The sequence below is a fragment of the Micrococcus sp. GbtcB5 genome, assembly GCF_019091605.1.
Taxonomy (GTDB): domain Bacteria; phylum Actinomycetota; class Actinomycetes; order Actinomycetales; family Micrococcaceae; genus Micrococcus; species Micrococcus luteus.
This window is the reverse complement of record NZ_JAGXJK010000013.1, coordinates 19,942-46,636: the sequence shown is the minus strand read 5'-3', so window position 1 is coordinate 46,636 and position 26,695 is coordinate 19,942. Positions and strand designations below refer to the sequence as shown.

Annotated in this window: 26 protein-coding genes; 21 read left to right on the top strand and 5 right to left on the bottom strand. The window is 74.8% G+C overall.

Annotated elements, in window-relative coordinates:
- Positions 1–26: 26 nt before the first annotated feature.
- Complete coding sequence (locus KVS67_RS06490) at positions 27–1,604, top strand: mechanosensitive ion channel family protein (protein ID WP_052001153.1); 1,578 nt, start codon at positions 27–29, stop codon at positions 1,602–1,604.
- A gap of 16 nt (positions 1,605–1,620) precedes the next feature.
- On the opposite strand, the gene KVS67_RS06485 is transcribed toward KVS67_RS06490, so the two are convergent.
- Complete coding sequence (locus KVS67_RS06485; protein ID WP_036338766.1) at positions 1,621–2,157, bottom strand: universal stress protein; 537 nt, start codon at positions 2,155–2,157, stop codon at positions 1,621–1,623.
- A 73-nt stretch (positions 2,158–2,230) separates the two neighbouring features.
- Positions 2,231–3,046 (bottom strand): MBL fold metallo-hydrolase, encoded by an 816-nt coding sequence (locus KVS67_RS06480; protein WP_101967503.1) that lies wholly within the window; start codon positions 3,044–3,046, stop codon positions 2,231–2,233.
- Between the two features lie 12 nt (positions 3,047–3,058).
- Between KVS67_RS06480 and KVS67_RS06475 the strand changes: the two genes are divergently transcribed.
- From KVS67_RS06475 to KVS67_RS06455, 5 genes are all read left to right on the top strand, one after another.
- Positions 3,059–4,210, top strand: a complete 1,152-nt coding sequence (locus KVS67_RS06475) for a glutathione S-transferase family protein (protein ID WP_217565136.1) — start codon at positions 3,059–3,061, stop codon at positions 4,208–4,210.
- 200 nt (positions 4,211–4,410) lie between these two features.
- On the top strand, positions 4,411–5,178 hold the full coding sequence (locus KVS67_RS06470) for a LamB/YcsF family protein (protein WP_217565135.1): 768 nt from the start codon (positions 4,411–4,413) through the stop codon (positions 5,176–5,178).
- Positions 5,175–6,935: a carboxyltransferase domain-containing protein gene (locus KVS67_RS06465; protein ID WP_217565134.1), complete on the top strand. Its 1,761-nt coding sequence runs from the start codon at positions 5,175–5,177 to the stop codon at positions 6,933–6,935. Before KVS67_RS06470 ends, KVS67_RS06465 begins: the two co-directional genes overlap by 4 nt.
- Positions 6,932–8,707 carry a biotin carboxylase N-terminal domain-containing protein gene (locus KVS67_RS06460; RefSeq protein ID WP_102708536.1) on the top strand — a complete coding sequence of 592 codons (1,776 nt, stop codon included), beginning with the start codon at positions 6,932–6,934 and terminating at the stop codon, positions 8,705–8,707. Before KVS67_RS06465 ends, KVS67_RS06460 begins: the two co-directional genes overlap by 4 nt.
- Positions 8,704–9,411, top strand: a complete 708-nt coding sequence (locus KVS67_RS06455) for a GntR family transcriptional regulator (RefSeq protein WP_036339766.1) — start codon at positions 8,704–8,706, stop codon at positions 9,409–9,411. The genes KVS67_RS06460 and KVS67_RS06455 overlap by 4 nt, the downstream gene beginning before the upstream one ends.
- A 22-nt stretch (positions 9,412–9,433) precedes the next feature.
- On the opposite strand, the gene KVS67_RS06450 is transcribed toward KVS67_RS06455, so the two are convergent.
- Both KVS67_RS06450 and KVS67_RS06445 read right to left on the bottom strand, forming a co-directional pair.
- A complete protein-coding gene (locus KVS67_RS06450) occupies positions 9,434–10,246 on the bottom strand; it encodes a putative hydro-lyase (RefSeq protein WP_100058596.1) in 813 nt (270 codons plus the stop codon).
- Entirely contained in the window at positions 10,239–11,522 is a 1,284-nt protein-coding gene (locus tag KVS67_RS06445) for an NRAMP family divalent metal transporter (RefSeq protein ID WP_217565133.1), read from the bottom strand. The genes KVS67_RS06450 and KVS67_RS06445 overlap by 8 nt, the downstream gene beginning before the upstream one ends.
- A gap of 168 nt (positions 11,523–11,690) precedes the next feature.
- Here KVS67_RS06445 and KVS67_RS06440 point away from each other — a divergent pair, with 168 nt between their 5' ends.
- The 15 genes from KVS67_RS06440 (at position 11,691) to KVS67_RS06370 (ending at position 25,529) form a co-directional block, all read left to right on the top strand.
- On the top strand, positions 11,691–12,446 hold the full coding sequence (locus KVS67_RS06440) for a VIT1/CCC1 transporter family protein (RefSeq protein ID WP_144918907.1): 756 nt from the start codon (positions 11,691–11,693) through the stop codon (positions 12,444–12,446).
- A 467-nt stretch (positions 12,447–12,913) separates the two neighbouring features.
- Positions 12,914–13,150 carry a 50S ribosomal protein L28 gene (gene rpmB / locus KVS67_RS06435; RefSeq protein ID WP_002858335.1) on the top strand — a complete coding sequence of 79 codons (237 nt, stop codon included), beginning with the start codon at positions 12,914–12,916 and terminating at the stop codon, positions 13,148–13,150.
- Between the two features lies 1 nt (position 13,151).
- A complete protein-coding gene (rpmG, locus tag KVS67_RS06430; protein WP_002858336.1) occupies positions 13,152–13,319 on the top strand; it encodes a 50S ribosomal protein L33 in 168 nt (55 codons plus the stop codon).
- 1 nt (position 13,320) lies between these two features.
- Positions 13,321–13,626: a 30S ribosomal protein S14 gene (rpsN, locus tag KVS67_RS06425; protein WP_002858338.1), complete on the top strand. Its 306-nt coding sequence runs from the start codon at positions 13,321–13,323 to the stop codon at positions 13,624–13,626.
- Positions 13,627–13,855: 229 nt separating this feature from the next.
- A complete protein-coding gene (locus KVS67_RS06420; protein ID WP_002858339.1) occupies positions 13,856–14,137 on the top strand; it encodes an HU family DNA-binding protein in 282 nt (93 codons plus the stop codon).
- A gap of 157 nt (positions 14,138–14,294) precedes the next feature.
- Positions 14,295–14,990, top strand: coding sequence for a hypothetical protein (locus KVS67_RS14280; protein WP_144861997.1), 696 nt, complete (start codon positions 14,295–14,297; stop codon positions 14,988–14,990).
- Between the two features lie 110 nt (positions 14,991–15,100).
- A complete protein-coding gene (locus tag KVS67_RS06410) occupies positions 15,101–15,784 on the top strand; it encodes a copper resistance CopC family protein (protein WP_063188853.1) in 684 nt (227 codons plus the stop codon).
- A gap of 103 nt (positions 15,785–15,887) precedes the next feature.
- Positions 15,888–16,517, top strand: coding sequence for a copper chaperone PCu(A)C (locus tag KVS67_RS06405; protein ID WP_036316813.1), 630 nt, complete (start codon positions 15,888–15,890; stop codon positions 16,515–16,517).
- Entirely contained in the window at positions 16,504–17,916 is a 1,413-nt protein-coding gene (locus tag KVS67_RS06400) for a Dyp-type peroxidase (protein WP_063188851.1), read from the top strand. Before KVS67_RS06405 ends, KVS67_RS06400 begins: the two co-directional genes overlap by 14 nt.
- Positions 17,917–17,989: 73 nt before the next feature.
- Positions 17,990–20,248 carry a cytochrome c oxidase assembly protein gene (locus KVS67_RS06395; RefSeq protein WP_063188849.1) on the top strand — a complete coding sequence of 753 codons (2,259 nt, stop codon included), beginning with the start codon at positions 17,990–17,992 and terminating at the stop codon, positions 20,246–20,248.
- Entirely contained in the window at positions 20,238–21,092 is an 855-nt protein-coding gene (locus KVS67_RS06390; RefSeq protein ID WP_208011247.1) for a hypothetical protein, read from the top strand. The genes KVS67_RS06395 and KVS67_RS06390 overlap by 11 nt, the downstream gene beginning before the upstream one ends.
- 95 nt (positions 21,093–21,187) lie before the next feature.
- On the top strand, positions 21,188–23,287 hold the full coding sequence (locus tag KVS67_RS06385; RefSeq protein WP_063188847.1) for an NHL domain-containing thioredoxin family protein: 2,100 nt from the start codon (positions 21,188–21,190) through the stop codon (positions 23,285–23,287).
- A 40-nt stretch (positions 23,288–23,327) separates the two neighbouring features.
- Positions 23,328–23,807: a flavodoxin domain-containing protein gene (locus KVS67_RS06380; RefSeq protein WP_063188845.1), complete on the top strand. Its 480-nt coding sequence runs from the start codon at positions 23,328–23,330 to the stop codon at positions 23,805–23,807.
- A 124-nt stretch (positions 23,808–23,931) separates the two neighbouring features.
- On the top strand, positions 23,932–24,525 hold the full coding sequence (locus tag KVS67_RS06375) for a hypothetical protein (protein ID WP_063188843.1): 594 nt from the start codon (positions 23,932–23,934) through the stop codon (positions 24,523–24,525).
- Positions 24,526–24,569: 44 nt separating this feature from the next.
- Positions 24,570–25,529: a diaminopimelate dehydrogenase gene (locus tag KVS67_RS06370; RefSeq protein WP_036385002.1), complete on the top strand. Its 960-nt coding sequence runs from the start codon at positions 24,570–24,572 to the stop codon at positions 25,527–25,529.
- Between the two features lie 55 nt (positions 25,530–25,584).
- Here KVS67_RS06370 and KVS67_RS06365 read toward each other — a convergent pair whose 3' ends face one another.
- Positions 25,585–26,565: an AEC family transporter gene (locus KVS67_RS06365; RefSeq protein WP_060774885.1), complete on the bottom strand. Its 981-nt coding sequence runs from the start codon at positions 26,563–26,565 to the stop codon at positions 25,585–25,587.
- Between the last annotated feature and the right edge of the window lie 130 nt (positions 26,566–26,695).

Below are 26,695 nucleotides of genomic sequence, written 5' to 3'. Positions count from 1 at the left end.
CCGGGGGCGGGTGTCAGACTGTCGTCATGGTCCTCCCCGTCCTGCCCGCCCTCGCGACCCCGCCCCTGCTGACCGCCCTGGACCGCCTCCTGGCGGGCGAGACCGTGCCGTCCGGGGTGGAGGGGGACATCCAGGACGGGGCGGCCGCCACCACCCGGGCCTTCGGCGTGGAATGGGGGACGCTGCTGACCGTGCTGATGGCGTTCGCGATCGGCGCGGCGGTCGTGTACCTGGCCCTGCAGGTGGCACGCGTCGTGCTCGTGCGCCGCCCCGCGTTCCAGCACGGCGCCGCACGGCTGAGCCTGCCGGCCGCCGTCGCCGCCGGCCTGCTGGCCTCCCGGATCTGGCTCGGGGTCATGGCCGAGGAGCAGGCCTGGTACCGGCCGGCGTCGTTCCTCTTGCTCATCGCCGTGGCCGCCGCGGGCGCGTGGGCCGCGTGGCGCCTGGTCGGCGTGATCGAGGCGGGGATCCTCGGCCGCTACCAGGAGACCGGCGTCGAGCACCGCCGCGAGCGACGCATCCGCACGCAGACCATCCTGATCCGGCGCATCCTCAACGCGGTGATCGTGGTGGTGGTCGTCGCCGTGGTCCTGCTGGGGGTGCCCGAGGTGCGCTCGCTCGGGGCCGGCCTGCTCGCCTCCGCCGGTGTGATCTCGGTGATCGCCGGCCTGGCCGTGCAGTCCACGCTGACCAACGTGTTCGCCGGCTTCCAGCTCGCCTTCACGGACGCGATCCGGGTGGGCGACGTGGTGGACATGGAGGGCGTGTTCGGCACCGTCGAGGAGATCACCCTGTCCAACGTGGTGCTCAAGCTCTGGGACGGCCGCCGCATGGTCTACCCGTCCTCGCACTTCACCACCCGGCCGTTCGAGAACTGGACGCGGGTGGGCGCCGAGGTCTCCGGCGTCGTGGAGCTGGACGTGGACTGGCGCGTGCCCATGGACGCGCTGCGCGCACGACTCACCCAGCTGCTCGAGTCCACGGACCTGTGGGACGGACGCGAGCACGCGCTGCAGGTGACCGACGCGACCGGCGGCATCGTGCGCATCCGCGCCGTGGTCTCCGCCCGCAACTCCGGCGACCTCTGGGACCTGCGCTGCCTCGTGCGCGAGGACCTCGTGTCCTTCCTGCGCCACGAGCACCCCGAGGGCATCGTGGTGCAGCGCATGGTGGTCCGGCACCCCGCCCACGGCGACGCGTCACCCGCCTCCGAAGGCTCCGACGCGGAGGCCCGCGGTGGCGACCGGACGGGTGAGCCGGGCCCGGACGGCTCCGGGGTGGCGGCCCGCGAGCCGCGCCCGCGCACCGCGCCGCTGCCGCGCGTCGACGGCGCCGATCCGCGCCCGGACACCCTCACCACACCGCTGACCCGCGTGGGCGACCACTCCGGCCTGTACACCGGCTCGATGACGGCGGTGCAGCGCAACCGCGAACTCGCCGGCCCGGGCGAGGAGGCGTTCGCCGAGCGGCGCGCGCAGCAGGCCAAGCAGGCGGCGGAGGCCGCGGCGGCGGACGAGGCCGGACGGCGCAGCGGCGCCGGCTCCCACACGGACGGCCTCCTCGACGACGCCGTCACGCGCCGCCGTCAGGACGACGAGGACTGAGGCCCGGCGGGAGCGCTCAGCGCTCGAGCGTCGGGTCCCCGGGATCGACGGGCGTGAGCCGACGCCGCTCGGCCATCGGCTCGGACGCGGGCAGGCCGTGGGTGGCCGGGTCCGTCTCGGCGACGTGGCTCACGGCCTCGGGCGTGTGGTCCCCGTACTGCCGGTACTCCTTCACGCACAGCACGGGCTGATCGATCTCCTGCAGCAGCTCGTCCGAGACCGATCCCATGACGAACCGGCCGAAGCCGCCGCGGCGGCGCACGCCGATGACCACGATGGACGGGTCCAGCTCCGCGGCCACGTCCTTCATCTCCTCCACCGTGGACCGGCCGCGCGCGTACTGGCGGAACTCGGCCGTCACGCCGGAGGCGTCCAACCGGGCCTGCACGCCGCGCTGCTGCTCCTCCGTGACGAGGGACTTGGTGCGGTGCTCGCCGCCGGGGCCCGCATTGACCACCACCACGTGCTCGCCGGTGGAGCGGGCGATGTCCAGGGCGGTGTCCAGAGCGGCGTCCGCGGACTTCGAGGGGGCGTAGCCGACGAGGATGGTCATGGGGTGCCTCCGCGGGGTCGAGGGGACGGGTCTGAGGTCAGCGTAGTGCGGGCCGGGCCCGCGGCGGAGGGGCTCAGCCCTCGCGCAGGTGGCGCAGGTGCGCGGCCACCGTCTGGACGGCCACGCGGGCCACGGTGCCGGTGAGGCCGGGGTAGATGCGCGGGGCCAGGTCCTCGGGCGTGATCGTCGCCGCCTCGGTCTCGGGCAGCGCGGCCAGGGCGGCGCGGATCTGCTCCAGGCGGCCCTCGCGGTGGTGCCGGTAGTCGCGGGCGACGACGTCCAGCGGCTCCGGCACGGGCCCGTGCGCGGGCAGCACCGTGAGCGGGCCCGCCGCCTCGAGGCGGCGCAGGCTGGCCAGATAGTCGGTGAGAGTGCCGTCCGGGTGGTCGAGCATGGTGGTGCCCGAGCCGAGGATGGTGTCGCCCGTGATGACCGCGCCGTGCGCGCCCGCGTCCGGGACGGCGAACGAGTAGGAGTCTGAGGTGTGGCCCGGGGTGTGCCACGCCAGCACCGGGGTGCCGGCGACGTCGATCCGCTCGTCCGGCGTCAGGACGGCGGCCCCGCCGCGGCACCAGTCCGGGTCCGCGGCGCGCACGGGCGCGCCCGTGGCCGCGTGGAACGCGTCCACCCCGCCGGTGTGGTCGGCGTGCCGGTGCGTCACCAGGATGAGCGCGATCCGGCGCCCCTCGGCCGCCGCACGCACGCGCTCGAGGTGGGCGGCGACGTCGTCCTCCGGGCCCGGGTCCACCACGACGGCCGCGTCCGAGTCCGGTGCGGCGACCACGTACGTGTTGGTGCCCGCGAGGGTCATCGGGGAGGGGTTCTGGGCGGTCACGCAGCGCACCAGCGGGGCGGGCGTGGGGCCGGGCGTGGCGGTGGTCGTCGTCATAGGCTCGAGTGTATGGAGAACCAGCAGACCGGCCAGGCCGCGGACCGCGGCACCATCGACACGCGCGAGGGGCTCACGGGCAACTACGTGCAGTCCGGGGCGGAGTTCACGCGGGACACGAACTACATCGCGGACCGGATCGTGGCGGATCCGGAGGCCGTGCGGGCCCTGCCCGTGGCCGAGCCGTCCACGGTCGGCCGCGTGGGCGGCGGGCTCACCGAGGGGGCCGAGGCGTGGCCCGTCGAGGCGGGCCGCTACCGGCTCGTGGCGGCGCGGGCGTGCCCGTGGGCGAACCGGACGATCATCGTGCGGCGCCTGCTCGGCCTGGAGGACGCGATCTCGCTGGGCACCCCGGGGCCGACCCACGACGAGCGGTCCTGGACCTTCGACCTCGACGAGGGCGGGAAGGACCCCGTGCTGGGCACCGAGCGGCTCCAGGAGAACTACTTCACGCGGTTCCCGGACTACCCGCGGGGCATCACGGTGCCGGCGATCGTGGACGTGCCGACGGGCGGCGTCGTGACCAACGACTACCCGCAGATCACCCTCGACCTCTCGACGGAGTGGACCGCGTTCCACCGCGACGGCGCCCCGCAGCTGATCCCCGACGCCGGGCCGGAGCGGGACGAGATGTTCGAGGTGATCGAGCGCGTGTTCACCGAGGTGAACAACGGCGTGTACCGGTGCGGCTTCGCGGGGTCCCAGGAGGCGTACGACGCCGCGTACGAGCGGCTGTGGACCGCGATGGACTGGCTCGAGGAGCGCCTGACGACGCGCCGCTTTCTGATGGGGGAGCGGATCACCGAGGCCGACGTGCGGCTGTTCACCACGCTGGTGCGGTTCGACCCCGTGTACCACGGGCACTTCAAGTGCAACCGGAACAAGCTGACCGAGATGCCGGCGCTGTGGGGCTACGCGCGCGACCTGTTCCAGACCCCGGGCTTCGGCGACACGATCGACTTCGCGCAGATCAAGGAGCACTACTACGTGGTCCACGAGGACATCAACCCGACGGGCATCGTGCCCGCGGGCCCGGAGCTGGCGAGCTGGCTGAGCGAGCACGGGCGCGAGGAGTTCGGCGGTGACCCGTGGGGTGGCGGCACCGCACCCGGGCCCGTGCGCGAGGACGAGCGCGTGGACCCGGAGCACACGCCGCTGCGGTGAGGTCGCCCGGCCCGGCCCGCAACGCGGGTTGAGTTGTCGCGGGTTCTGGGCCGGGACACCCGTGAGAACTCAACCCGCGTTGGCGTGCGGACCGGGTGAGCGCCAGGGAGGCGCGCCGGGGATTGTTGAACAATCATCCTTCATGCCTCAAGATTGTGTGACCGGCACCTCAGCCGGGCCCGATCCGAGAGGACTGCACCGTGTCTCACGCGCCGCAGATCGACCTGAACTCCGACGTCGGCGAGTCCTTCGGCTCGTGGACGATGGGGGACGACGCCGCCATCATGCCCTCCGTCTCCTCCGCCAACGTCGCGTGCGGCTTCCACGCGGGCGATCCCTCGGGGATCGCCCAGACCTGCCGTGACGCGGTCGCCGCCGGCGTCACGATCGGCGCGCACGTCGGCTACCGCGACCTCGCCGGCTTCGGCCGCCGCTTCCTGGACTGCACGCCCACCGAGCTGGCCGATGACGTCCTCTACCAGATCGGCGCCCTCGACGCGCTCGCCCGCGCGGCCGGCGGCCAGGTCCGCTACGTGAAGCCGCACGGCGCCCTCTACAACACGATCGTCCGTCACGAGGCGCACGCCCAGGCCGTCGTCGACGGCGTCAGGGCGTTCGGCTCCGACCTCCCGCTGCTGCTCCTGCCCGGCTCCGTCGCCCTGGACAAGGCGGCCGCCGCGGGGTTGCGCGGCGTCGCCGAGGCCTTCGCGGACCGCGGCTACAACCCGGACGGCACGCTCGTCTCCCGCCGCGAGCCCGGCGCGGTCCTCCACGACGAGGACGCCGTCGCCGCCCGCATGGTGCGCCTGGCCACCGAGGGCGTCGTCGCAGCGGTGGACGGCACGGACGTGCGCGTCGACGCCGAGAGCATCTGCCTGCACGGCGACACGCCCGGCGCCGTGGCCATGGCCGCGGCCGTGCGCCGTGCGCTCGAGGGCGCGGGCGTGTCCATCAAGGCCTTCGCATGAGCGCCCCACATCACCCCGCCGCCACACCGCCGGCCCGCCCGATCCGCTGGGTCGGCACCCAGGGCTTCCTCGTCGAGTGCGCCTCGCTCGAGGACGTCATGGCCGTCCACGCCCACCTCACGGCCCACCCGGAGCGCGGCCAGCGCCAGGTCATGGCCGCCGCCGCGACCGTCCTGGTGACCTTCACCTCGCAGGCCGCCGCCGAGCACGCCGCACCGCGGGTCAGCACTCTCACCCCCGACGCCGGTGAGGTGACGGGGGGTCGGATCGTCGAGATCCCCGTGGTCTACGACGGCGAAGACCTCGCCGAGGTCGGTCGGCTCACCGGGCTCGGCGTCGACGGCGTCATCCGGGCCCACAGCGAGGCCGACTGGTTCGCCGCGTTCGGCGGCTTCGCGCCGGGGTTCATGTACTGCGCCTCCGAGGCGGCCCCGTTCGAGGCGCCCCGCCGCAGCTCGCCCCGCACGGCCGTCCCCGCGGGCGCCGTCGCCGTCGCCGGGGCCTTCTCCGCCGTCTACCCGCGCACCTCGCCCGGCGGCTGGCAGCTGCTCGGGCACACCACCGCGGCCCTGTGGGACCTCGGCCGCGAGCAGCCCGCCCTGCTGCAGCCCGGCGACCGTGTCCGCTACGTCCCCGTGCGCCCGACGGCGTCCGTCACCTCCGGCACGGACGCGGCGGTCGACGCCACCCCGCCCGCCGACGCCGCGGCCGGCCTCCCGTCCGTGGCCGGCCGCCGCGGCGTCACCGTCGTGGACCCGGGGCTCCTGACCCTGGTCCAGGACCTGGGCCGCCCGGGCCTGGGCGACCTCGGCGTCGTCGTGTCCGGCGCGGCCGATCGGGACGCGGCGCGCCAGGCGAACCGGCTCGTGGGCAACCGCTCACGCGAGGCGGTGCTGGAGACCGCCCTGGGCGGCCTCACCCTCACCGCGCACGGCCACCAGGTGATGGCCCTGGCCGGCGCCGAGGCCGGCGGGACGATCACCGCGGCCGACGGCGCCACGCGCCGGGTGCCCGCCCGCACGCCGTTCGTCGTGCTGGACGGCCAGACGCTGACGGTGGACGAGCCGGTCGGCGGCCTGCGCGTGTACGTGGGCCTCCGGGGCGGGCTCGACGTGCCGCCCGTGCTCGGCAGCCGCTCGACCGACACCCTGTCCGGGCTCGGCCCCGCCCCGCTGACGGCGGGGGACCGCCTCGCCCGCCGCGTCGGCCCGGATGCGAGGGGCGCCGCCGGCGCCTCCGCCGCGAGACCGACCGCCGCCGGCGCCCCCGCCTCGGCGGAGGCCGGCGTCGTGATGGTGGGGGACCCGGAGACCGCGCTGCGCCCCATGCCCGCGCCCGGCCAGGTGGCCGTGCTGCGCGTGGTCCCCGGCCCCCGCGACGACTGGTTCGGCGAGGCGGGCCTGGAGCGCCTGTTCACGCAGGACTGGGACGTGAGCCAGCAGACCGACCGGATCGGGGTGCGCCTCACGGCCCCCGACGACGGCGCGCCGCTCGAGCGCGTGCGGGAGGGCGAGCTGAAGTCCGAGGGCGCCGTGCGCGGCGCGCTGCAGGTGCCGCCCTCGGGTGAGCCCGTCCTGTTCCTCTCCGACCATCCGGTCACCGGCGGCTACCCGGTGATCGGCGTCGTGGCCCGCGCGGACCTCAGCCTGGCGGCCCAGCTGCCGCCGGGCGCCCGCGTCCGCTTCGTCCCCCATCCCCGCCCCGGCGCCGAGACCGTCGTCGACTCCGCATCGCCCTCCGAGGAGACCCCCGCATGACCACCACCCCCGCCGCCCGCCCCGTCACGCGGGTGCTCATCGCCAACCGCGGCGAGATCGCCGTGCGCGTGGCCCGCGCCGCCCGCGACCACGGCATCGCCTCGATCGCCGTCTACTCGGATCCGGACGCCGACGCCCTGCACGTGGCCGTCGCGGACGAGGCCTTCCACCTGCCGGGCGCGTCCTCGGCGGACACCTACCTGAAGATCGACGCGGTCCTCGACGTCGCCCGCCGCGCCGGCGCCGACGCCGTGCACCCGGGCTACGGCTTCCTCTCCGAGAACGCCGACTTCGCGCAGGCCGTGATCGACGCCGGGATGACCTGGATCGGCCCGTCGCCGGACGCCATCCGCGCCCTCGGCGACAAGATCACCGCCCGCTCCCTCGCCCAGCAGGCGGGCGCCCCGCTCGTGCCGGGTTCGGACGGCCCCGTGCCGGACGCCGCCGCCGCGCGCGCGTTCGCCGAGGAGCACGGCCTGCCGATCGCCATCAAGGCGGCCTTCGGCGGCGGCGGCCGCGGCATCCGCGTGGTGCGCGAGCTCGGCGACGTCGAGGACGCGTTCGAGGCGACCGTCCGCGAGGCCGTCGCCGCGTTCGGCCGCGGCGAGTGCTTCGTGGAGCGCTTCCTGGACCGCCCCCGCCACGTGGAGGCCCAGGTCCTCGCCGACGAGCACGGCCACGTGGCCGTGCTCGGCACCCGCGACTGCTCCCTGCAGCGCCGCAACCAGAAGCTCGTGGAGGAGGCCCCGGCGCCGTTCCTCACGGACAAGCAGCGCGAGCGCATCCACACCTCCGCCCGCGAGATCTGCCGCGCCGCCGGGTACACCGGGGCCGGCACGGTCGAGTACCTCGTGGCCCCGGACGGCCTCATCAGCTTCCTGGAGGTGAACACCCGCCTGCAGGTGGAGCATCCGGTCACCGAGGAGGTCTTCGGCGTGGACCTGGTGCGCGAGCAGTTCCGCGTCGCCGCCGGCGAGCCGCTGAGCATCCCCGAGGACCCGACGCCGCGCGGCCACGCCCTCGAGTTCCGCCTCAACGCCGAGGACCCGGCGTACGGCTTCCTGCCCGTGCCCGGCCCGATCGACGCGTTCGAGGCCCCCACCGGCCCCGGGGTCCGCATGGACTCCGGCGTCCGCACCGGCTCCGTGGTGCCGGGCGAGTACGACTCCCTGCTCGCCAAGCTCATCGTGTGGGGCGAGGACCGCGCCCAGGCCGTCGCCCGCGCCCGCGACGCCCTGGCCGAGCTGCGCATCGACGGCGTGCCCACCGTGGTGCCGTTCCACCGCGCCGTGCTCGAGCAGGACGCCTTCACCTCGGGGGACCGCCTCGGCGTCTACACCACGTGGATCGAGTCCGAGTTCGCCGAGCCGCTGGCCGAGTCCCCCTACCTGAGCGCCGAGGTGCCCGCCGGCGGCCGCACCGCCGTCACCGTCGAGCTGGACGGCCGCGCCGTGCGCCTGGGCCTGCCCGCCGATCTCTACGCGGCCCTCCTCGGAGGCGGCGGCGCGGGTGCCGCGGCCCCGGCCGGCGCTGCCGGCGCCGGGAAGCCCGACGACGACGGCGCCGTGGCCTCGCCGGTCACCGGCACCCTGGCCTCGTGGAAGGTCGAGGACGGCGCCGAGGTGGTCGAGGGTGACACGGTCGCGATCGTCGAGGCGATGAAGATGGAGACGCCGATCCGTGCCCCGCGTGCGGGCCGGATCCAGCTCCTCGTGGCCGAGACCCCGGCCTCGGTGACGCGCGGCCAGGCGATCGCCCGGCTGGGGGCGTGAGGGTGCCGGCGCGCGGCGGTGTCACCGGGGAAGGCCTCGCGCCCGGCGTCGGCGGCGGCGAGTCCGCCCCGGCTCCGGCTCCCGTGGCCGCGGCCGCACAGCTGCGGCAGCGGATCGCGGCGGCCGGGCTCGTGCCGGGGGAGCGACTGGGAGAGGTGGCGCTGGCCGCCGAGCTCCAGGTCAGCCGCAACAGCCTGCGCGAGGCGTTCACCATGCTGGCCTCGGAGGGCCTCGTGGAGCGCCGGCCGCACCGCGGGGTGTTCGTGGCGGCGCCGGGTCCGGAGGACGTGCGTGGGCTGTACCGCACGCGTCGGGTGATCCAGCTCGGCGCCCTCGAACACGGCGAGCTCACCCCCGGTGCGGCGCGCCAGCTGCGCTGTGCCCAGGACCTGCTCTCGGGCGGCCCGGACACCCCCGCGCGGGTCCTGGGCGACGCCAACCATCGCGTCCACGTCGGCATCGTGGACCTGGCCGGCGCCCCCGAGCTCACGCGGCTCATGGCGTCGGTGCAGGCCCGCGTGCGCCTGGCGTTCCACCCCATGGACGAGCAGACGCGCCTGCACGTGCAGTTCGCGGACCGCAACCGGTGGATCGTGGAGCGGCTGCTGGCCGGCGACCTCCCCGCGGTGCACGCCATGTTCGGCGACTACCTGGACGAGGCGGAGCAGTTCGTCCTGGCGCACCTCGCCGCCGTGGGGGACTGACCGCCTCCCCGGGCCCCGACGGTCACGGGACCTGGAACATCCGGTCCGGCAGGTCCGTGATGAGCATGTGCCCGGGCGCGTGCGTGATGGCCAGCGGCGGGCGGGACTCCATGATCGCCGCCTGCGGCGTCACCCCGCACGCCCAGAACACGGGCAGGTGGCCCTGCGGGACCTCGACGGCGTCGCCGAAGTCCGGTGCCGCCAGGTCCGTGATCCCGAGGCCGGCCGGGTCGCCCACGTGCACGGGCGCGCCGTGCACCGCGGGGTAGCGGGAGGTGATGCGCACGGCGTCGGCCACGCGGTCGGCGGGGATGGGGCGCATCGAGACCACGAGCGGGCCCGAGAGGCGGCCCGCCGAGGCGCAACGCCGCGTGGTGCGGTACATCGGCACGTTCACGCCGGCGTCCTGGTGGGCCATCCGGATGCCCTCGGCCACCAGGGCGGACTCGAAGGTGAACGAGCAGCCGATCACGAACGTCACGAGGTCGTCCCGCCACACGTCGAGCAGATCCGTGGGGCGGTCCGTCTCGACGCCGTCGCGGTACACCACGTACTGCGGCACGTCCGTGCGGACGTCGCCGTCCAGCGCGGGGCCGTTGACCTCGCCGGCCTCGAAGACGCCGAGCAGCGGCACGGCCTGGGGGTTGCGCTGGGCGAAGAGCAGGACGTCGTAGGCGTGGTCCTGCGGGATCGAGACGAGGTTCGCCTGCGCGTAGCCGTCGGCGATCCCCGAGGTCGGCCGCACGAGCCCCGCGCGGAAGCGCTCGCGGGCCTGCGCGGGGGTCGTGGCGCCGTCCAGCGGCGGCAGCGGTTTCGTCGTGGTCATCTCAGGCACCGGTGATCATCTCGACCATGGGGATGAACCCGCGCACCGCGATGAACACGGAGACGATCCACGCGAGCGCGCCGATCACGAGCAGCCACCCGGGGTAGCGGTAGCCGTGCAGCAGGTCGCGGCGGCGCCAGGCCACGTACAGGAGGGCGGCGAAGCCGACCGGCAGGATCATGCCGTTGAACGCGCCGGCGAACACGAGCAGCGTCTGCGGTGCCTGGCGCAGCGCCAGGTAGAGGGCGGTGCAGACCACGATGAAGGCGACCGTCAGCAGGTTGCGGGTGCGGGCGCTGGTGGTGGAGCGGGTGACGAAGCTGATCGAGGTGTACGACGCACCGATCACGGAGGTGACGGCGGCGGCCCACAGGACGATGCCGAACATGCGCAGGCCGATGTCGCCGGCGGCGGCCTGGAAGGCGGAGGCGGCCAGGTTGTCCTTGGACAGCACCGCCCCCGAGGCGACGACGCCGAGGATCGCCAGGAACAGGAGGGCACGCATCAGGCCGGTCACGAGGATCGAGGCCACGGAGCTGCGGGTGATGTCCTGGACGTCGTCCACGCCCTTCACTCCGGAGTCGATCATGCGGTGGGCGCCCGCGTAGGTGATGTACCCGCCGATGGTGCCGCCCACGAGGGTGACGATCACGAAGAAGTCGACCTCCTCCGGCATCACGGACTGGCGCAGGGCCTCGCCCACGGGCGGGGCGGAGGTGATGGCCACGTACAGCATCAGCAGGATCATGACGGCGCCGAGCACCACCACGATCCGGTCCAGGGCCACACCGGCGCGCTTGGAGAGGAAGATCAGCAGCGCGATGAGGGCGGAGACGGCGCCGCCGATCAGGGGGTCGACGCCGAGCATGGCGTTCGCGCCGAGGCCGGTGCCGGCGATGTTGCCGATGTTGAAGACCATGCCGCCGAGGAACACGAGCGCGGCGAGGACCCAGCCGAGGCCAGGCAGGACGCTGTTGGCCAGCTCCTGGGCGCGCATGCCGGAGACGCCGATGACGCGCCACACGTTCATCTGGACGGCGACGTCGATGAGGATCGAGACCAGGATGGCGAACGCGAACGCGGCGCCCATCTGGACGGTGAACGTGGCGGTCTGCGTGATGAAGCCGGGGCCGATGGCCGAGGTGGCCATGAGGAACATGGCGCCGAGCAGTGCGGTGCGCCGGGTGGCGCTCGCGGCGCGGGAGTCGGTCTTCGGCGCGGTGCCCGAGGGGGTCGAGCCGTCCGGTCCGGCGTGGGGGATGTCTGCGTGGGACACGGTGGTCACCTTCGTCGAGGGCGCCAGGCGAGGTGACGGGCGTCACGAGGCGCTGGGGAGACGGTAGCTGTTGTTGAACAATCCTGGCAACAGCACCAGCGAGTCTCGTGGCATCCCCGTCCGAAGGAACGCCTCACCTGCCTGGCGCACCCCGCCCCGCGCCGCGACCATGGAGACATGTCGCACACGTCTGAACAGTCCTCGCCCCTCGCCGATCAGGTCCCGCCGGGCGGTCCCGACGAACCGCACGCCGCCGAAGGCGTGCATGCCCGCCTCAACTGGCTCCGCGCGGGCGTGCTCGGCGCCAACGACGGCATCGTGTCCGTCGCCGCCACCGTCGTCGGAGTCGCCGGTGCGACGACGGCGCTCACCCCGGTCCTGCTGGCCGGTGCCGCCGCCGTGGTCGGCGGCGCCTTCTCCATGGCGCTGGGCGAGTACGTGTCCGTCTCCTCGTCCTCCGACTCGCAGAAGTCGCTGATCGCCAAGGAGCGCCGCGAGCTCGAGGAGGATCCCGAGGGCGAGCTGGAGGAGCTCGTGCAGCTCTACGAGGCGGACGGCCTGAGCCGGGCCACGGCCGAGGCCGCTGCGCGGGAGCTCACCGAGAAGGACGCGCTCGCCGCGCATCTGCGCATGGAGCTGGGCATGGCGGAGGAGGACGTCGTCAGCCCCTGGGCTGCCGCCGGGGCCTCCTTCCTCGCGTTCCTCGTGGGCGCGCTGCTGCCCTTCCTGACGGTCGTCCTGGCGCCGGTGGACTTCCGTATCCCGCTCACGTTCGGGGTCACCCTCGTGGCCCTCGCTGTGACCGGCTGGGTCGGGGCCCGGCTCGGCGACGCGCCCGCGCTGCGGGCGGCCGTGCGCGTCGTCCTCGGCGGTGCCCTGGCGCTCGGCCTGACCTTGGCGGTGGGCTCGCTGCTGGGGGCGTCGGTCGCCTGATCCGCGCCGCAGGGGTGGGCCGGCCCAGCGCCCGTGGCCGCGCCGAGCCGTGGCGAGCGGAGCGGCCCTGGGGGCCGAGGACCGTGCGCATACCACAGGCGCCCCCCGTCGAGTTGAAGCGACGCCCACGGTTCGCGTAAGGTGGGACGGCGCACGCCGCGTTGTTCTCGTCGTTCCATCGGTCAGGTGACCGGGGGGCGGCGGGTCGGAAAAGCAACGCGCTCCCGCAGACCGGATCCCGGGACGTCCTCAGGGCGGACCGGGGCTCACCGTCCACACCAGCGATCCCATAAGGAACTTCGGTTGGCTCTCACCCAGCCTGGTCCCCCTTTTCGAGAAGTCGCAGTAAGAGTGCGGTGTCCACACCCGGGGCGGGGCTCACAACAGGTGTCCGCGGACAGGTCCGCGGCTCGCCGCCATGCGGGTTCCGCCCGTCCTTTTACTACTACTTGCCACGAGGAGTGATCATGGCAGCTCACTGCCAGGTAACCGGGGCTGGGCCGGGATTCGGCCACAGCATCTCCCACTCGCACCGTCGCACCAAGCGCCGGTTCGACCCGAACATCCAGAAGAAGACCTACTGGGTCCCCTCCCTGCGCCGCAACGTCACCCTGACGCTGTCCGCCAAGGGCATCAAGACCATCGACGTGCGCGGTATCGACGCCGTCGTGGCGGACCTGATCGCGAAGGGAGTGAAGCTCTGACATGGCCAAGGACAAGGACGTTCGTCCGATCATCAAGCTGAAGTCCACCGCCGGCACCGGGTTCACCTACGTGACCCGCAAGAACCGCCGGAACAACCCGGACCGCATCACCCTGAAGAAGTACGACCCGGTGGTCCGCAAGCACGTCGACTTCCGAGAGGAGCGCTGAGATGGCCAAGAAGTCCAAGATCGCCAAGAACGAGCAGCGCAAGGCCATCGTGGCCCGTTACGCCGAGAAGCGTCTCGAGCTGCGCAAGACCCTCGTGGACCCGAACGCGTCGGACGAGGCCCGCGAGGCCGCCCGCCTGGGCCTGCAGAAGCTGCCCCGCGACGCCTCCCCGGTCCGCGTGCGCAACCGCGACGCCATCGACGGTCGCCCCCGCGGCACCTTCCAGCGCTTCGGCATCTCCCGCGTGCGCTTCCGCGACATGGCGCACCGTGGCGAGCTGCCCGGCGTGACCAAGTCCTCCTGGTGACCTGAGGCCCGGCCTCCGGGCGCTCGGCACCACCGCGACGGCGGCGTCCCTCCTGAGGAGGGGCGCCGCCGTCGTCGTGCCCCGGGGATGAGGGCCGCCCGGGTCACGGGAAATCGCGGATTCTCGCGGTTCAGGGGGCGATTCGCCCGCGGAGAGATGGTACGTTCACAACTGGCAGCCCGGTCCCAACGGCCCGGGAACCGTAACCGACGTCCCATAGGGAGGACCCATGGCCATGAACCGCAAGGAACTCGTCGCCGCCGTCGCCGAGCGCTCCGGCAACACCCAGGCCGCCGTCAGCGATGTGCTGGACGCCCTCTTCGAGGTGTTCACCGCCCAGGTCAAGAAGGGCGAGAAGGTCTCGATCCCGGGCTGGCTGGCCGTGGAGCGCACCGAGCGCAAGGAGCGCACCGGCCGCAACCCGCGCACCGGCGAGGAGATCACCATCCCGGCCGGCCACTCCGTGAAGGTGACCGCCGGCTCCAAGCTCAAGGCCGCCGCCTCCGAGTGATCCCGGCCGCGGTGCGCGTCTCCGGACCCGCGCCGTACGCCGCAGGACGGGCGTCCCACCCTCGGGTGGGGCGCCCGTCGTCGTCCCCGGCCGCGTAGGATGGGCGGACGATCGTCCGGCCGACGTGGACCGGGGCCGTGAGGAGAGGAGTCGTGGCATGCGCAGCGCCGTCGCCGCCGCTCCGTGGGCCCCGTCCGGCCTCGAGGACCCCCGTCCGCGCGTCGTGCGTGGACCGGCCCGTCTGGCCCGGGGCTGGGCCGGGGCCCTGGCGATGACCGCCCTGGCCGCGCTGTTCCACACCGCTGCCGAGCCCGGTCACGGGTTCCCCGAGGTCGGCGTGGTCGCCTTCGCGGCCGTCCTCGCCGCCCCGCTCTGCACCGCCCTGGCGGGCCGCGCCCTCTCGCTGTGGCGCACCGCCGCCGCCGTCGCGATCGCCCAGGGGCTGTTCCACATGCTCTACGGGCTCGCCGCCGGCGGCCACGCCGTGGCGCCGGTCGCCGGCGTCGACCCCGCCCACCTCGGCCACGCCCGTCCCGGCGCCGGGGCCCTCCTGGCGCCGGGGGAGGCCCTGTCCGGCGCCCCCGCCGGCCACCTGACCGACCTGCGCATGCTCGCGGCCCACGTGATCGCCGCGGTCCTCACCGTGCTGGTGCTGCGGCGCGGTGAGGTCCTCGTGCTCGCCATCGCCGAACGCGTGGTGGCCGTCGTCTGCCCGCCGCCGGCCGCGCACGGCCCCCTGCCGGCGCCGGCCCGCCTCCGTGTCCCCGTCCCGCCGGTGCTCCGGCCGGCGACGTCCCTCGCCCTCCTCGGCTCTCCGGGGCGGCGCGGCCCGCCGTTCGCCCTCGCGGCCTGAGGACGCCGGCTCCGTCCGCGTCTCGAGGCCCGACCGCGCCCGACGACCCTTCGGAACGGTCCGCCCGCGACTCCCGTCCGGGACCGCGGCAGACCCGTGAGGACACCACCATGCATCACCAGACCACCCCTGTCCGCCGCGCCGCTCGCGCCGCCGCCGGACTCACCCTGCTGCCCGCCCTCGTCGTCGCCGGAGCCGCCCCCGCGGCCGCGCACGACGAGCTCATCCGCACCGCCCCCGCGGTCGGCGAGACGGCCACGACGGCGCCGTCGGAGGTCTCACTGACCTTCAGTGGCGAGCTGATCGACGGCGAGGGCATCCAGAACCTCCTGCAGGTCCGCGACGCCGACGGCAACCAGTGGCAGTCCGCTGCCGGCACCGTGGACGGCCCCACCTTCTCCGCGCCGCTGTGCGAGGGGCTGCCCAACGGCGACTACGAGGTCGCCTACCGCGTCGTCTACTCGGACGGGCACTCCGAGGAGCGCTCGTTCGACTTCGCGGTGGACGACCCGGCCGCACCGGCCGCCGGCACCGCGCCCCAGGGCTGCGGCACCGCCGTCGCCGGGGCCTCGACCGCCGCCTCCCCGGAGGCCACGGCAGGTCAGGGCGACGCCGCCTCGGCCGAGGCGACCGCGCAGGCGGACGGCTCCGACGCCGCGCAGCCCGCGGACACCGACGCGCTGCCCGCCTGGGTGTGGGTCGCCGGCATCGCCGGCCTGGCCGTGCTCGTCGTGGCCTTCCTCCTGATGGGCCGCCGCGCCCGCGCACTCGGCCACCTCGACGACGGCCGCTGACCTCTGATCCCCGGTCGGCCCCCTGAGGGGGCCGGCCCCGCCCTCGCGCGCCCGAACGCCCCGCGCGTCGTCGCGCGCCCGCCTGACAAGGAACCCCACAGACGTGACCACCACCTCCCCCCGCGCCCCTCGCCGCCTCGGCGCCGCCGCCGTGCTCGCCGTCGCCGCCCTCGGCCTGACGGCCTGCGCCGGAGACGACGCCGGCTCCGCCCCGAGCGCGTCGGACGCCTCGAGCGTCGCGCCGGCCACGGACGCCGCCCCGGCCTCGGATGCCTCGCCGGCCGCGTCCACCGCGGACGGCCAGGCCGCCGGCCTCACGATCACCGACCCCTGGACGAAGGCCACCGAGGAGGGCATGACCGGCTCCTTCGGCATGCTCGAGAACTCCTCGGACCAGGACCTGCACATCGTCGGCGTCCGCTCGGAGCTGGGCGAGACGGTCGAGCTCCACGAGATGGTCTCCGGCGAGGACGGCCAGATGGTGATGCAGGAGAGCCCCGACGGCTTCACCGTGCCCGCGGGCGGGAGCCTCGAGCTCGCCCCGGGCGGCAACCACGTGATGTTCATGGGCCTGACCGACCCGATCGAGCCGGGTGAGGACGTGACCTACGACCTCGAGCTGGAGGACGGCTCCACCCTCGAGGTCACCTCCGTGGTCCGGCCCTTCACCGGCGCCAACGAGTCGTACCACGGCGGCGAGTCCCACGAATCGGAGGACCATGCCGACCACTGACCCCGCCGTCCGGCCGGACGACCACCACGGGTCGGGCGGGCGCGAGGGCGCCCGCCCGGCCCCGGGGGGCCCCTCCCGCCGCGGCCTGCTCCTCGGGGCGGGCGCGGTGGGCGGCGGCCTGCTGGGCACGGCGCTCGGCTACGGCGCCGGCCACGCGTCGGCCTCGACCGCCCCGGGCGCGTCCGCCGCGCCCGGGGCGGGGGCCTCACCCTCCGAGGTCATGGGCGACACCGGCATCGAGGGCGACGTCGGCCGGGCCGGCTGGGCCGAGCCCGGCGGCCAGGCCGCCCGGGTGGCCGTCAGCTCGCCCGTGGGCACGGACACCGTGCCGTTCCACGGGCCGCGCCAGGCCGGCGTCGACACCCCCGCCCAGGCCCACGCCGTCTTCCTCGCCCTCGACCTGCGCGAGGACGCGGACCGGGTGCGCATCGAGCGGATGCTGCGCCTGCTCACCGACGACGCGGCGCGTCTGACCCAGGGCCGCGCCACGATCGCCGACACCGAGCCGGAGCTCGCCGCCGCCCCCGCGCGGCTCACCGTGACGTTCGGCTTCGGCCCGGAGCTCGTCCGCCGCGTGGCCCCGGACCGGGCCCCGGCCTGGCTGCGCCCGCTGCCGGCGTTCGAGCAGATCGACCGCCTGGACCCCGCGTTCAGCGACGGCGACCTGCTGCTGCAGATCTGCGGCGACGACCGGATGTCCGTGGCCCACGCCCGGCGCATGCTCCTCAAGGCGGCCCGGCCGTTCGCCACCGAGCGCTGGGTGCAGGAGGGCTTCCGCTCCGCCCGCGGCGCCCACCCCACCGGCACCACGATGCGCAACCTCTTCGGGCAGGTGGACGGCACCGGCAACCCGGCGGCGGGCACCCCGCACCTCGACCGCGTGGTGTGGGGCGTGGGCGCCGAGCAGGTGGGTGTCACCCCGTGGATCGCGGACGGCACGTCCGTGGTGATCCGGCGCATCGAGATGCTCATGGACACGTGGGACGAGCTCGACCGCCCGGCCAAGGAGAAGGTCATCGGCCGTCGCCTCGGCACCGGCGCCCCCCTCACGGGGGAGCAGGAGCACGATGAGCCGGACTTCGACGCCGTCGGCCCCACGGGCTTCCCGGTCATCTCGGACATCGCGCACCTGCGGCGGGCCCGCGGGGAGGAGCCCGAGTACGGGATGCTGCGCCGCGGCTACAACTACGACGACCCGCGCGGGGCGCTGGAGGCGGGCTCCGGCCTGATCTTCGCCGCCTACCAGGCGGACGTGGACCGCCAGTTCGTCCCCGTCCAGGCCCGGCTCGCGGAGTCGGACCACCTGAACCTGTGGACCGTGCCCGTCGGCTCGGCGGTCTTCGCGATCCCGCCCGGCTGCGCCGAGGGCGGGTTCGTGGGCGACGCCCTGTTCGCCTGACCCGGGGGCCCGACGACGGCGAGGTCGGCCCCACCGTCGTCGGGCGTCCGCATGCTTTGAGAGGATGGACCCCATGTCCGCCGCCACCGCCCCCGCCCGGGGCAGCCATCCCGCCGAGAACGACGACGCCGCCCGCCCCGGTCCGTCGGGGCCGGTCGGAGTGCCCCGGTGGATCTGGGTGCTCGTGGCCGCCGCGGGAGCCGCCGGCCTCGCCGCCGCCGGCTGGCTGACCGGCGTCACCGCCGCGCGCCAGCTCTCCGACCCGGGGTGGATCACCCGCTGGGGCGTGCCCGTGGGGGAGCTCGTCTCCAACGTGGCGATGTCCCTGACCATCGCCGCGCTGATCTTCGCGGCCGGGGTCCTGCCGCCCCACGCGGCGGGCACGGAACGGTGGCACCGCTCCGCCCGGCAGCGGCGCGAGGACGCGGACGCCGCACCGCTGCCCGAGCACCCCGCGTTCACCCGCGTGATGCGGATCGCCGCCGTCAGCGCCGGCGTGTGGACGGTGGCCGCGCTGGCCGTCGGCGTGCTGTCCTACTCGGACCTCGCCGGCATCCCCGTCACGGCGGGGCAGGGCTTCACGGACGGCCTGGCGGCCTACGTGGTCGGCATCTCGGTGGGCCAGGCGTGGTTCTGGGTCACCGTGATCGCCGCCGTCGTGACCACGTTGGCGATCGCCGTCCGCTCCCACAACGGCCTGTTCTGGACCGGCATCCTGGCGATGCTCGCCCTCGTGCCCCTGGCCCTGATCGGGCACGCGGCGGGCGGTGACGACCACAACGGCGCCGTGAACTCGATCGGCCTGCACCTGCTCGGCGTCGTCGTGTGGGTGGGCGGGCTGCTCGTGCTCGTCGCGATCTCGGACACCCTCGTGGGGCCCAACGGGGCGCAGGGGCGGGGCCGCAGCCTGCGCCGGCAGGGCCCGGCGCCCCTGCTGCACACGGTCCTGACCCGCTACTCCGTGCTCGCCGGGCTGGGCCTGGTGACGGTGGCGCTGTCCGGCGTGGTCAACGCGTCGATCCGCATGGACGATCCGGCCCAGCTGCTGAGCCCCTACGGCATCCTCGTGTCGGCCAAGTTCCTGGCGGCCCTGGGCCTCGGCCTGATCGGCCTGCTGCACCGCCGGTGGGTGATCCCCCGCCTCGACGCCGGCCCGGACCGTCCCAGCCCCGCCCCCGCGCGTCGCCTGCTGTGGCAGCTCATCGCCGTGGAGGCCGTGATCATGGGCGCCGTCATGGGCGTCTCCTCCGTGCTCTCCCGGACCGCCCCGCCTGTGCCGGAGGAGCTCGCGCCGGACGCCTCCCCGGCCCGCATCCTCACCGGCTACGAGCTGCCGCCGGCCCTCGAAGGAGCCCGGTGGATCACGATGTGGCGGTTCGACTGGCTGTGGGTCGCGATCATCGCGTTCCTGTCCCTGTGGTACCTGCGCTCCGTGTGGCAGCTGCACCGCCGCGGCGACCGGTGGCCCGTGCTGCGCACCGTCGCGTGGCTCGCGGGCCTGGCCGTGCTGCTGTGGGCGACCTCCGGGTCCCCGGCCGTGTACGGCCGCGTCCTGTTCAGCGCGCACATGGTGGGCCACATGACGCTGACGATGCTCAGCCCCGTCTTCCTCGTCCTGGGCGCGCCGATCACCCTGGCGCTGCGGGCCCTGCCGTCCCGCACGGACGGGACGCGCGGCCCGCGCGAGTGGATCCTGTGGATCGTGCACTCCCCGTGGGGCCGGTTCATCACGAACCCGATCGTGGCGGGGGTCAACTTCGCCGGCTCGATCCTGGTGTTCTACTACACGGACTTCTTCCGGTTCTCGCTGCAGACCCACGTGGGCCACGAGTTCATGAACGTCCACTTCCTGCTGACCGGGTTCCTGTTCGCGCTGGTCATGATCGGCTCGGATCCGCTGCCGCGCCGGCCCCCGTACGCCCTGCGGCTCGTGCTGCTGATGGCCACGATGATCTTCCACGCCTTCATCGGCGTCGCCATGACCACCTCCACCGGCCTGATGCAGGCGTCCTGGTTCGGCAACATGGGCCGCGACTGGGGCCCCACCGCCCTCGAGGACCAGCGCATCGGCGGCGCGGTGATGTGGGGCATCGGCGAGTTCCCCACCGTGATGATGGCGGTGATGGTGGCCGTGCTCTGGTATCGCAGCGACCGCAAGAACGCGGTCCGGCTGGACCGGCAGGCCGACCGCGACGGCGACGCGGAGCTGCGCCGCTGGAACGAGATGTACGCCCGCATGCACGGCACCCCCGCCACCGACGCCCCGAGCGGCGCCGAGCCCATGGCCCGCGACTCCTCCACCGGCCCCGAGGAGGCCCGCGATGTCCGCTGACCGTCTCCCTCCCCTCGGCCGCCCGGCCGCGCCCCGGCGTGGTCGGCTGCGTCTCGTGGCCGCCGTCGCCGCCGGTCTGCTCGCCCTGACGGGCTGCGGGGCCGGGGACGGCGATCCGGCCGCCGCGTCCGCGCCCGCGGACGGAGTCCACGGCGACGCCGGCACCGCGGCGCCCACGGAGTCGGCGGCCCCGGAGGGGCTCGGCCTGGGCGACCGTCAGGACGAGCGCATGGCGCAGGCCGCGGCCGAGCGTGCGGCCACGTTCGGCTTCGTCCGGCAGCGGGCCGCCACGGCGGAGGAGATCGACGCGGCCCGCGAGGACTCCCGGGACCGGCGCGCGGACGCGGACCGGACCACCGTGCAGCCGGCGCAGTGCAAGGCGCCGCTGACCGCCCTGGACTTCTCCCCGATCGCCCTCGACGAGGCCGAGGCCACGCGCGTGGACGTCGGCGCCGACACCTTCACGGGCACGGGCACCGTGGAGGTCGCCCGGCTCACGCGCCAGGGCCGCCAGGACGTCGAGCGGCACATCCAGACCGTCAACGCCCTGCGCGCCGACTGCCGCGAGATGACCATGACCGTGCAGGAGGGGGACGCGACCGTCGACTACCGCCTCGAGGTCTCCGACGCGCCGCTGTCCGACGGCACGCCTGCGCAGTCCGCCCTCGTGTGGGAGCGGACCGTGGCCTCGGAGTCCGAGCCCCAGCTCACGGCCCAGGTGCTCACCGCCGTCACCTCCGACGCCGTGGTGATGGTCTCCTTCGTGGGCCGGCCCGAGGCCGGGCGCAAGGAGTTCACCCTCATCGCCGAGGAGATGCTGGCCGCCGCCCTGGCCGCCGACTGAGCCGGACCCGCCCGGCGGCGTCGTCTTTCCCCCTGTGACGCCGCCGGCGTCCGCTCACGGCTGACGCGTCCGGGGCGTGCGTCATGATGGTGGACATGACCGCACCGCAGACCCCGAACCCCGCCCCGTCCGCTGACGCCCCCGCCGCCGTGCCGCGCGCGGCCACCCGGGTGCGCGCGTCCGAGCTCGTGGGCCGCGGCTGGCTGAACACCGGCGGCGAGCAGGTGGCCCTCGAGGACCTGCGCGGCAAGGTCGTGCTCCTCGACTTCTGGACGTTCTGCTGCATCAACTGCCTGCACGTCCTGGACGAGCTGCGCCCGCTCGAGGAGGAGTTCGCGGACGTGCTCGTCACGGTGGGCGTGCACTCGCCCAAGTTCGAGCACGAGGCGGACCCGGACGCGCTCGCGGCCGCCGTCGAGCGCTACGCCATCGAGCACCCCGTGCTGGACGACCCCGAGCTGACCACGTGGCAGGCGTACTCGGCGCGCGCGTGGCCCACCCTCGTGGTGGTGGACCCGGAGGGCTACATCGCCGCGCACCTGTCCGGCGAGGGGCACGTGGCCGGGCTCTACGGGCTCGTGCGCGAGCTCGTGGCCGAGCACGAGGCCAAGGGCACGCTGCACCGCGGCTCCGGCCCCTACGTCCCGCCCGCGCCCGTGGCCCGGGACCTGTCGTTCCCCGGCAAGGCCGTGTCGCTCGGCGGCCGCGGCTCCCGCCCGGGCTCGTTCCTCGTCTCGGACACCGGCCACCACCGCCTCCTGGAGGTCGCCGAGGACCTGACCACGGTGCTCCGCGCGTTCGGCGGCGGGGACCCCGCCACGGCGGACGCGGGCCAGGCCGAGCTCGCATTCCCCACGCCCGGGGAGAAGGGCCACGCGGACGGCGGGCCGGACGAGGCGCTGTTCAACGAGCCCCAGGGCCTGGCGCTGCTGCCCGAGGACGTCGCCCAGCGCGTCGGCTACGACGTCGTCGTGGCGGACTCCGTCAACCACCGGCTGCGGGGCCTGCGCCTGTCGGACGGGCACGTCAGCACCCTCGCCGGCAACGGCGTGCAGAAGCTCATCGACTCCGAGCGCGCCAAGGAGGCCGCCGCCGTCGACGACGAGGGGGACGTCGCCGTCGACCTCGCGGACCTGCCCGGGGAGCCGACCGCGATCTCGCTGTCCTCCCCGTGGGACGTCGTGTGGCACCCCGCCCTGGGGCGTGTGGTGATCGCGATGGCCGGCACGCACCAGCTCTTCGACTTCGACCCCGTCACGGGCGCGCTCGCGGTGCACGCGGGCACGGCGCTCGAGGGCCTGCTGGACGGCGACGCCGGACGGGCCTGGTTTGCGCAGCCCTCGGGGCTGTCCGTGGGCGCGGACGGCACGCTGTGGGTCGCGGACTCGGAGACCTCCGCGGTGCGCTGGGTGCGGACCGGGGAGGACGGGCGCCGCGAGGTCGGGACCGCCGTCGGGGCGGGCCTGTTCGACTTCGGCCACGTGGACGGGGAGGCGGACCGCGCGCGCCTGCAGCACGCGCTGGGCGTCACGGCCCTGCCGGACGGCTCCGTGCTGATCGCCGACACGTACAACGGCGCGATCCGCCGGTACGCGCCGGCCGGCGAGGACGCCGCGGGCCGGGCGGTCCCGGCCACGGTGACCACGGTGGCGCGCGGGCTGCTCGAGCCCTCGGACGTGCTCGTGGAGCACGACGCGGACGGGAACGACACCGCGATCGTGGTGGTCGAGTCCAACGCCCACCGGCTCACGCGGCTGGCGGTGCCGGAGGAGTTCCTCACCGTGGACGAGAGCGCGCGGCAGACGCAGCGTCCCCGCACCCCGGTGGTGGCCGGCGACCTGGACCTGACGATCGGCTTCGCCGCGCCCACGGGGCAGAAGCTGGACGACCGCTGGGGCGATCCCACGCAGCTGAAGGTCTCCTCGTCCCCGGAGGAGCTGCTGCTCGAGGGCGCCGGCACGTCCACGGGGCTGCACCGGACGCTGCGGCTGAACCCCGAGGTCGAGGAGGGCGTCCTGCACATCACCGCCCGGGCCGCCGCGTGTGACGGGGAGAAGGGGCAGCCCATCCCGGACCACGCCGCCTGCCACCTGTACCAGCAGGACTGGGGCATCCCGGTCACGGTGCACACCCCGGACCGGGCCCCGGAGGGCGCCGAGACCCGCCTGGACCTGGACCTGCGCGGGATACACTGAGCGCGTCGTCCGCCCCCGACCCCGAAGGCTGCGCCCCACCATGACCACGCTCATCGTCACCTCGTCCGCCCACGGATCCACGCGAGAGATCGCCGAGCGGGTCGCGGAGGTGCTGCGCACGTCGCAGGCCGTCCCGACCGTGGTGGAGGACGTCGAGGGCGCCGCCGCGTGGCTGACCACGGCGGACGCGGTGATCGTCGCGGCCCCGGTCTACACGGGCTCGCTCGCCGCCGACGCGCGGGCGTTCCTCGACACCCGTCGGGCCGAGCTGGCGGACCTGCCGCTCGTGATCCTGGCCTCCGGCGGCGCGCCCGAGCTGGCGCGGCCGGTGCGGGAGAAGCTCGAGTCCTACGGTCCGCGCGAGGTGGCGTACTTCCGCGGGGCGCTCGTCGAGGAGCGCCTGGGCCGGCTGGAGAAGCTCAAGCTCAAGCTCTCCCGCAACGAGCACTACGGCGACTACCGCGACTGGGACGCCATCGAGGCCTGGGCCAAGACCCTCTCCGGCGCCGGCGTCCGCTGACCTCACCCACCGCGCTCGTCGACGAGACGGCGGGGGCGCAGGAGCCTCCACAGCCGCTTTCGTTGACGAAACGGCGCCGGAGGCTCTCGTGTCCGCAGCGGAGGCGAGCGGTTAGCCTGGCCGCATGTCCCCTTCCGCCCGTCGCCCCGCCGCGTCCTCCCGCCCCGCCCGGCCCCGCCCGACGACGGCGCCCTTCGCCCTGCCCGACCGGCCCGGGTGGGTGCGGCTCGCCGCGGGTGCGGTGGTCCCGGGCGTCATCGCCGCCGCCGCGGCGCTCGCGGCCCTGCAGGTGTTCGTCCTCAACCCGTTGGCCGCCGCGCCCGGCGACCGCGGCCTCGGGAGGATCTACGCGGACCTGAGCGCGGCGGGCCAGCTCGGCGTCCCCTTCGTCCTCTCGGCCGTGATCCTGGCGGCCGGGCTCGGCGTGGCCGCCGTCCTGTGGTTCCTCACGTGGCGTCGCGAGGAGGTCGACCCGCTGGCGGTCCTCGCCCTGGGCCTCGCCTCGCTCGTCGCCGCGTCCCCGGCCTACTTCATGGCCTCGTTCGGGCCGGGCATGGCGCTCGCGGACACCTACGGCATCGGCGGGGGAGACCACAGCCCGTGGGCCTGGCCGATCTACGTGGTCAGCGTGCTGGCGTTGGCGGGGCTGGTCGCCGTCGTCGTGCTCCTGCTGCGCGGTCCGGCCGGCGGACTCGGCGCCCCGCGGCGCCGGGCCTAGGCTGGCGGGACCGACCTGACCACGACCCCTCCAGGAGGACGCACATGACCATCCGCGCCGGCATCGTCGGATACGGGAACCTCGGCCGCAGTGTGGAGAAGCTCGTGAAGCTCCAGCCGGACATGGAGCTGGTGGGCATCTTCTCGCGCCGCACCGGCCTGGACACGGACACGCCCGTGCTCCCGGCGGAGCGGGCCGCCGAGCACGCCGGGGAGATCGACGTGCTGTTCCTCTGCCTCGGCAGCGCCACGGACATCCCCGAGCAGGCGGCCGGCTACGCGCGGCACTTCACCACCGTGGACACCTACGACAACCACCAGCTCATCCCGCGGCACCGCGCCGAGATGGACGCCGCGGCCCGGGAGGGCGGGCACGTGGCGATGATCTCCACCGGCTGGGACCCGGGCCTGTTCTCGGTGAATCGGGTGCTGGGCGCGGCGCTGTTCCCGCAGCCGCAGCAGAACACGTTCTGGGGCAAGGGCCTCTCGCAGGGCCATTCCGACGCCGTCCGGCGGGTCCCCGGCGTCCGGCGCGGCGTGCAGTACACGATCCCCAGCGAGGAGGCGATCGCCGAGGCCCGCGCCGGTCGGGGCGCCGAGATCACCGGCGCCTCCGCGCACGTGCGTGAGTGCTACGTGGTGGCCGACGAGGCCGACCACGCGGCCATCACCGAGGCCATCACCACGATGCCGGACTACTTCGCCCCGTACGAGACCACCGTGCACTTCATCTCCGAGGAGGAGTTCGAGCGCGACCACCAGGGCATGCCGCACGGCGGCCACGTCGTCACCTCGGGCGACCTCGGCGGCTCGCGCAGCGCGGTCGAGTTCGTGCTGGAGCTGGAGTCCAACCCCGACTTCACCGCCGCCGCGCAGGTCGCCTACGGCCGTGCCGCCGCGCGCCTGAAGGCCCAGGGGGAGACGGGGGCGCGCACCGTGCTCGAGGTCGCTCCGTACCTGCTCTCGCCCACGGGGCTGGACGAGCTGATCCGCCGGGACGTCTGAGCCGCGGCGAGGCGCCCGGCGCGTGGCACCGGGCCGGGCGCCGCCGTCGTCGGCCTCAGGCCAGCAGCAGGGCGACGGCGATCATCGCCGGGATCGCGACGATCGTGGTGACCAGGATCGTGTCCTTCGAGACGCGCAGGCCCGTGTCGTAGCGGACGGCGGTGACGAACACGTTCTGTGCGGTGGGCAGGGAGGCCAGGACGACGGCGACGAACACGTGCCGCGCATCCAGACCGAACACGAACTGCGCGAGCAGCCAGGCCAGCAGCGGATGCACCACCAGCTTCACCGCCGAGGCGAGCAGCACGTCCGCGCGTCGCCCGCCGGCCCGCTCGAGCGGCCGCGAGCCGACCAGCGACATGCCGAACGCCAGGAGCATCGCCGGGATGGACAGTCCGCCGATGAGCTCCACGGACTCCATGAGGGGGCCCTGCAACGACCAGCCGGTGAGGGAGAAGACCAGGCCGGCCACCGAGCCCAGGATCAGGGGGTTGGTGACCGTGTGGCGGACCTGGTCGGCCACGGCGCGCCCGGGGGAGCGGCGCACCGCCCGGCGCCGGCCCGCCGTCGTGCGTCGTCGGGCCTCGCGCGCGGTGGCGGCGTCCATCGCGGCCACGTAGAGCGGCGTGTAGATCGCCAGCTGGAAGATGAGCGCCGGGGCGGCCAGGGCGGCGTCGCCGAGGACGTAGGCCGCGATGGGGATGCCGAGGTTCGCCGAGTTCACGAGCGAGGCGCTGAGCGCGGACATGATCCGCTCCGAGGCCGACCTGCCCTTCAGCAGCGGGACCGTCACCGCGAGGTACAGTGCGGCCGCGGTGAACGCGGACAGCGTGGCCACCCACAGCTGGGGGCCCAGCACGGCGCCCACGTCCGCGCGGGAGAGCGTGACGAACAGCAGGGCCGGGTTGCCGATGAAGAACGCCGCACGGGAGAGCACGGTGCGGCCGTGCTCGCCGAGCACCCCCGTGCGCCCCACCAGGACGCCCACGAGGATGATCACCCACACGACCGCGAAGCCGGAGAGCACCTGGGTCACGGACGGGCCTCCACGGGTCGGGGTGGGGCGGTCCGCGGCGGGGTCAGGTGCATGGCGCGATCCTACGCGGCGGGCTTCGGCTAGCCTGGATCACGACGGCGGCGCCCACCGCCGAGCGCGCCACGCGGCC